This window comes from Thermus sp. (assembly GCF_039793865.1).
GTDB lineage: Bacteria > Deinococcota > Deinococci > Deinococcales > Thermaceae > Thermus.
In genome coordinates, this window is the sequence record NZ_JBAMMI010000037.1 from 1 (window position 1) to 6782 (window position 6782).

Sequence of the window (6782 nt, forward strand, 5' to 3'; positions counted from 1 at the left end):
CCTCTCCCACTCCGCCACCAGGCTGTAATAGTCCCTGAGGGCCCGCACCAGGGCCTCGGGGGGGATGGGCATGGAAACCCCCCGCTTCCCGTCCCAGTCCCGGCTTAGGCCCTCGTGGTAGCGCAGGGTGAGGGCGAAGCGGGTGCCCCTGCGGAAGGTCTCCGCCAGGATGACCATCCCCGAGGTGTCCTTATTGGGGTGGAAGACCCGGATGCGGTCCAGGAAGGTGGGGGTGGGGCCGGAGTCGGAGAGGCGCACCGCCCGGAAGGGGTCCTGGTAGAGGTTAAGCCCCCGACGCTCCTCCTGGGCGTAGCCCAGCACCGCCCCCTCAAAGGCCTGGTTCTCCTGGAGGTCGGGGTTCCAGGAGGGGTAGACGTGGACGTTCCCGTCCTCCTCCCGCCAGGGCCTAAACCCCCACACCTCCGCCCTCCGGTCAAACTCCGCCACCTGGCCCCTTTCCACCAGCGCGTGGAAGAGCCAGGCGGTGCGCAAGGCCCCCTTCACGCTGGAGCCCGGGAGGTAGGGGCCGAGGGGGGAGGAAGGAAGGGGGCGGTACTCCAGGGCGGCCTCCTCGGTGGCGGACTGGACCGCTTCCAAGAAAGCGGGGCTTGCGGGCAGGGTGCGGAGGATGGCCTCCCTAGGAAGCTGGCCCTCCTGGTAAAGGTAGCGAAGCACCTCCTGGGCCGCCTTGGGGCCCTGGGCCACCTTCTCTAGGTACTGCCTCTTCCTCGCCTCGGGAAGGGCGAGGAGGAGGGCGCCGGGGTCCAGGAGGTGGACCTCCTTCTTGGCGAAGTCGGGCACGTAGGCGTAGGCGGGGTAGGCCTCCCCCGTGCCCACGTGCACCGGGCTTAGGGCCTCGAGCTCCAGGCGAAAGCTCCTCATCATACCCGCACCCCCAGGGGAAAGACCGCGAGGACCTCGCACGCCCGCGCTCCCTCCTCGGGGGAGACGTCCAAAAGGGCGTTCCTCACCTCCTGGTAGACGCTCCCCTCCCGGGTCCTGAGGTAAGGGGCCTTGAAGGGCTTCCCCCCATGCCCCGCCCCGAGGCGGCCCCAGTAGGGCTCCAGCTCGTAGTAGAGGGCGCCTTCCAAAGGCCCAGGGGCCAGGGTGGCGTAGGCGTTCGGGGCCTCGGCCTCGGGAAGCTCCGCCTCCAGGGGGCCCTCCACCCGGAACCGCCCGAGCCCCACGCTGGCCCCGCCCCCATACCCCATCTCCCCCACGAAGGCGAGGGCCTCCTTGAGGTCAAAGGGGGCCTCCCCCAGGACGTAGAGGGCGTAGGGGGTCTTGGGGTCGGGGAAGAGGAGCTCCTGGGTGAAGAGGATGCCCCGCCTCGCCGCCCCCGTGGCCCGGTCTATGCCCACCCGGCTCCGGCGGAGCCTCCTCGGCTCGGGGGGGCTTGCCTTCCCCAGGACCTCGAGGGCCTCCAAAAGGGCCCCCTCTCCCCTTTCCGCCAGGGCCTTGAAGGTCTCCAGGGGCACCAGGGCGAGGTTCTTAAGGGCCTTCCGCCGGACGGTCTCCTCCACCTGGACGGGGGGAAGCTTGGGCCGGGGAAGCCAGCCCTCGGGGTAGACGCTGGAGAGGCGGAAGGGGGGTTCTTTGCGAAACCTTTCCAGAAGGGCCTCGAGGGCCTCCTCCCCGTGGGTGTAGCGGTACCAAAAGAGGAGGTGGCCCATGAGGGTGGGGGCCCGGGGGAGGGCCTTCAGGGGCCCCTGGAAGTAGAGCCGGAAGAGGGTCGCCCGCATTCAGGCCCCCTCGAGGACCACCTCCTCCACCTTAAGCCTTTCCCTCAGGGGCAGGCCCTCCTGGGCCTCCGGGGGCTTATCCGGGTGGAGGAAGTAGACCTGGCCGTACCCCCGGCTGATGTGCCCCCCGAGGCCGTCCAGCTCAAGGAGCTCCAGGGCCCGCATGAGGTACTTCCCGAAGTAGGCCTCGTCCAGCTCGTCCAGCACCCGGTAGCTCATCTCCACCAGGAAGCGGGCCCCGGCGGGGACCCTCTCCATGGTGCGGGGGTTGGCCTTCCCGCCCAGGCGGGGGATGAAGACCTCCTGCTTGATCTCGGTGTAGAGCCCCCCCCGCGCGGTGGCCCGCTCCAGCTCCCGCTTGGACTCCTCGGTGAGGTACGCGTCCCGCACGAGAAGCCGGGTGGGGCCCCGCTCCCGGGCCACCTTCAGGGCGGCCTTGTCGTTTTCCGGGGCGAGGCCGAAGATGCGGGCCACGGGGTCCTTGGGGTCGGGGGAGGCGTAGACCTGCCTTTCTTTGGCCTTCAGGATGTAGTCCCCGCCCAGGCTCCACTCCAGGAGGTAGCGGAGCTTCCCCTTGAGGCTGGAGCCCGGGATGTAGGGCTCGTCGGTGAGGGGGTTGCGGATCACGGGGTTGTCCAGGTCGCCGATGGCCATCTGGTCCCGGCTCATCCCGATCCTGAGGCCGGTCTTAGCCAGAAGAATACCACGAATCCGCTTGAGCTTTTGCAGTCTCATTGCTTCACACCCCCTCCAGCCAACGGCCGAACTTTTCTCTAGCCTCCTTCTCAAAGTTTCTCCGAGGCTTCCGAGACTCCCTAGGAAGCTTTCTGTTTTCCTTGTCTATCTCTCTGTTTTCCTTGTCTATCTCGTCCTTCAGCTCCTTTAGTGGGTAAAAAAAGGCCAAAATGGCCTCAATGAAGTTGGAAACCTCTGTGAAAGATTCACGGCTGGCCTGAGCTTTCCTGAGTTGGGGGACCAAAAGCTGAAAAAAGCGCTCCGGCACTCCCCCACTCTTTCTCCGACCATAGGCCAAGCGTGCAATGAGCAGTTCCAACGCCAACTGAATATCCTCCCAGTTCTTCCCCCTTTCCTCCCAATCACGTTGAATAAGCCGAAGTTCGGCAAAGTAGTTCCTAAACTGGCTGGAAGTCAGCGAGGTGTCCTTGACCAGAATCAAGGCTTCCTCAAAGGCGGTTTTAGCCATAGAAATTCCTTTAGACACGTTGCACCTCCACTCCCTTTCTTTCCCTTTCCCGGTAAAGCGCCCACTGGACCCAGACCGGGAGGTAGGCCCAGGCCGGGTCCTGGTGGTCAAGAAGCCTCAGGTACCGCTCCCACGCCCCTGCGTCCCGCTCCCGCACCCGCCTCAGGGCGTAGGCCAGAAGGGGCTTGTAGCGCATCCTTTCCCCGGGGTCCTCCAGGGGGGCGAAGCGGCGCCAGAGGGAAAGCCAGCGGTAGGCCTGGGCCCGGGAGACCCGCTCCTGCCGGAGGTCGCGGGAGAGGTCCTCGGCCCAGGCCCTGAGCCCGGGAAGCTCCTCCCAGGGCACGGCCTGGCCGAGGAGGAAGAGCCTTCCCCGCCCCGCCTCCTTGGCCCGCTTCTCGGCCCCGCCGAGGAGGCGGGAAAGCTCCGGCACCGGGAGGCTCGGCCCCACCAGGACGAAGCCCCCGGAAAGGCTTAGGGCCTCGTGGCGGGTGAAGCGGCGGTAGAGCCTCTCCAGGTCCAGGGCGAAGTCCAGAAGGGCGTCCCAGGGCCCGAGGAGGAAGAGGTCGTCCCCGCCCGAATACACGCTGTAGAGGAGGGGGTAGCGGGCCTCCTTGCGCTGGGCCTCGAGGGCGCCCCACCCGAGCCTTTCCCGGTAGCGCCCGGGGGTTTCCAGAAGGGAGAGCACCTCGGCGGCGAAGAAGACCTCCAGGGTGCGGGAGAGGGCGGCGATGCGGCTCGGGGTGGCGAGGTCCCTCCCCTCCCGCCGGTACCCCGTGGCGAAGGCCTCCCCCATGCGGTCGGCGTCCAGGAGGAGGGCCCCGAGGTAGGGGGCGCCCTCCGAGAGGGCGGCGAGCTCGGCGAAGGTGAGGACCTTCTCGGGGTGGACCTCCTCGTCCTCCAGAAGCCCCTCCTTCTCGGCCCAGGCCCGGTAGGCCGGAAGGTCCCACCCCCGGGCCTTCAGGGCGTGGGCCACCCGGGGCAGGTGGCCGAGGAGGGGCTTGGCCTCCGCGGGGGCCTCCTCCGGGGCGAAGTCCAGGCGGGCCCGGTAAAGGTGCACCGCTCCCGGAAGCTTCCCTCCCAGGGCGGCCTTTAGGCCCGGAAAGGCGAAGAAAGGCCTGGGGGCGCCGTCCTCAAAGAAACCCACCCGGTCGCTTTGGGGAAGGAGCCCCCCCACCTCCCTTTCCCGCTCGCAGTCCCCGCAGAGGCTTCCGGGCTCGTCCCTTTGGGCGGGCCGCAGGCCGCAGGCGGCGCAGGGGCGCAAAGGCCTGCCCAGGGTCTCCTCCGTGGAGCGGAGGAAGGGAAAGGGCCTGAGCTTGGCCCGGGCCAGGGCCTCGTGGAGGCGGGCGAGGAGGGCGGCGAAGTCCTGGAAGTCCTGGCCGCGAAAGGCCACCCAGGCCAGGTGGGGCACGAGGCTCCCGCCCCGCTCCAAAGCCCAGCGGCCCCAGGCCTCCCTGGCCCCCTCCAGGGCGGCCACCGCCTCCTCCGTATGGGGCAGGAGGAGGTAGAACTTGCCCCCCGCCCCCAGGATGCGGTTCAAGGGGGTGAGGCCCAGGCGCCGGAGAAGCGCGAGGGCCATGGCCTCGGCGGCGAGGCTCACCTCGAGGCTCCTCGCCCGAAGCCGTTTGGCGATGCCGCCCACCCCCGTCTCCGCCCCGGCGATGCGGTAGATGTGCCCCTGGATGCCCCCCATGTCCCCCGCCACCAGGAGGAACTTCTCCCCGTCCCGGCGCAAGTCTTCCGGGGTGGGGCTTTTCCCGTGAAACAGCCAGAGGGCGTGGGCGATGGCCGCCGTGAGGCGCAGGTGGTCGTAAAGGCTCACGTCGGGCTCGGACTGGGTGTCGGCGGGGACCAGGGAAAGCGTCTCCTGGAAGGCCAGGGCGAGGTTCAGGAGAAGGGCTTCCTTGGTGAGAGGGAGGCGGGCCATCTCGGAAAGCCGGGCCTCGAGGCGCTCCAGGAGCCGCCCGTACACCTCTTTGGAGACGCCCGGCCGGTCCTCCGGGTAGAGGCCCCCCGGGGCGAGGCCCACCCCGCTTTCCCCCGGAAGGCGGTAGACCGGGCTATACCCCCCTTCCCCGCCCTCCTTCCCCTGCACCCGGAGGTGGCGGAAGGGGGGCTTCAGGGGCACCTCCGGGGGGCTTCCCCCGCCTTCCCCCTCCTCCCGCTCCTTGGAGGCGTAGGTGTCCGCCAGGGCCACGCACCAGGCCTCGGGGGTCTCAGGCCGGTACTGGGGGCGGTCCCGCCAGCCCTCGTGGTGGCGGCTTGCGGTCTCGGCGAGCCAGCTTGGGTCCAGGCCCGCTTTTCGGAAGAGCTCGGCGTGCGCCTGGACGAAGTAGGCGGTGTAGGCGGTGTGGGTGCGGTCCGGCACCCGCTCGTGCCGCTCCCCCCAAAGGGCCCGGGAGTAGAGCTTGCCCACGTCGTGAAGGAGGCCCGCCAAGGCCAGGTCCAGGCCGTCCCGGTTCATGGCTTCCAAGGTATTCCTCCCCTCTTCCCCGCCCTGTGAAGTTTGCACACGGCCCCCCTAGACCACGGCGAGCTCGCGAGGGGAAGGAAGCGGCCCCGCCCCCAGGACCTCCACCCGCCCCGCCACGGGGTAGACGCGCAGGGCGTCCTGGCCCAGGTCCAAAAGCCTCCTCGCCCGGGCGCGCAGGTCCTCCAATAGCTTTTCATCCAGGTAGCACTCAAACACGGAGAGCTGAACCCGCTCCCCGTAGCTCTTCAACAGGTTTGCCAGCTTCACCCTGCGGGTGTCGTCGGGGATGTCATACGCCACCGCATACAGGCGCTTTGCCATGGGTCTAGACTACCCGAAACCCTTGGGAATCGCAATCCCCTTACGGGGCTATGTGGTTTGCAACGAGGTGGTGGTCCTGGTGAGGAAGGTGTTGGAAAAGAGAGGAGTCGCAATCCCCTTACGGGGCTATGTGGTTTGCAACTATTGTTGAGGACCTCGCCCTTGCGGCGGGGGTTCGTGTCGCAATCCCCTTACGGGGCTATGTGGTTTGCAACCCAGAGGGATGGTTGGACCTACAAGCCATAAAGCCCTGTCGCAATCCCCTTACGGGGCTATGTGGTTTGCAACCCTAGAGAAGATAAAGGCCATCAAGACCGAGGAAAAACTGTCGCAATCCCCTTACGGGGCTATGTGGTTTGCAACTCGGCTTTGTTCACCTTGCGGCGGGGAGGTTTGCGGCGGTCGCAATCCCCTTACGGGGCTATGTGGTTTGCAACCCCTGAAGGTTCCCCTCCCCCCCAGCCGCTACGAGCTGTCGCAATCCCCTTACGGGGCTATGTGGTTTGCAACCGTACTTTTCGAGGAGGTGCTATGACTGTGACCATTTCGGGGTCGCAATCCCCTTACGGGGCTATGTGGTTTGCAACGCGGCTTGTGGCCGAGGCGGAAACCGTTGCCGTCTACGAGTCGCAATCCCCTTACGGGGCTATGTGGTTTGCAACGAGGGTGGGCTGCTCCGCGCGCGCTTCTCCCTTGGGGTCGCAATCCCCTTACGGGGCTATGTGGTTTGCAACCCGTCCCGGGTTTGGACCTCTTCATTAAGGGCCCCCGTCGCAATCCCCTTACGGGGCTATGTGGTTTGCAACTCTACCCCCCTAAGAACCCCGTCCTGGACGGCACCGCCAGAGGGGGGTTTATGAGAAAGATGAAGCTTGGAATATGCACACGGCGAATAACGGGGGTTTTCGGGGGTTTGTGCCGATGAAAAGCCACAGGAGAAAGGGGCGATGAGAAGGGGAAAACGCATATTGCCCATCCCCAAGGGAAAGCCTGGCTTTCAAGGTCCCCACCCGGAGGTCCGGGTTAGGGGGAGTATAGCACACAC

Annotated in this window: 6 protein-coding genes and 1 CRISPR repeat array; all 6 genes read right to left on the bottom strand. The window is 67.1% G+C overall.

Translation table 11 applies throughout. The features are described 5' to 3' along the window. Positions 1 to 885: type III-A CRISPR-associated RAMP protein Csm5 (gene csm5 / locus ABJK26_RS03660; protein ID WP_347240877.1), on the bottom strand; the 885-nt coding region annotated here is incomplete at its 3' end. Continuing rightward, the gene (locus tag ABJK26_RS03665) at positions 882 to 1742 is read right to left on the bottom strand and encodes an RAMP superfamily CRISPR-associated protein (protein WP_347240878.1); all 861 of its coding nucleotides are present in this window, start codon (positions 1740 to 1742) and stop codon (positions 882 to 884) included. The genes ABJK26_RS03665 and csm5, both read right to left, overlap by 4 nt. Beyond that, on the bottom strand, positions 1743 to 2477 hold the full coding sequence (gene csm3, locus ABJK26_RS03670; RefSeq protein WP_347240879.1) for a type III-A CRISPR-associated RAMP protein Csm3: 735 nt from the start codon (positions 2475 to 2477) through the stop codon (positions 1743 to 1745). Between the two features lie 4 nt (positions 2478 to 2481). Next, on the bottom strand, positions 2482 to 2946 hold the full coding sequence (gene csm2, locus ABJK26_RS03675; protein WP_347240880.1) for a type III-A CRISPR-associated protein Csm2: 465 nt from the start codon (positions 2944 to 2946) through the stop codon (positions 2482 to 2484). 10 nt (positions 2947 to 2956) lie between these two features. Further along, positions 2957 to 5407, bottom strand: coding sequence for a type III-A CRISPR-associated protein Cas10/Csm1 (cas10, locus tag ABJK26_RS03680; RefSeq protein WP_347240881.1), 2451 nt, complete (start codon positions 5405 to 5407; stop codon positions 2957 to 2959). Between the two features lie 57 nt (positions 5408 to 5464). After that, on the bottom strand, positions 5465 to 5737 hold the full coding sequence (gene cas2, locus ABJK26_RS03685) for a CRISPR-associated endonuclease Cas2 (RefSeq protein ID WP_347240882.1): 273 nt from the start codon (positions 5735 to 5737) through the stop codon (positions 5465 to 5467). Positions 5738 to 5765: 28 nt separating this feature from the next. Further along, a CRISPR array of direct repeats spans positions 5766 to 6543; the repeat unit is 36 nt; unit sequence GTCGCAATCCCCTTACGGGGCTATGTGGTTTGCAAC. Positions 6544 to 6782 lie beyond the last annotated feature (239 nt).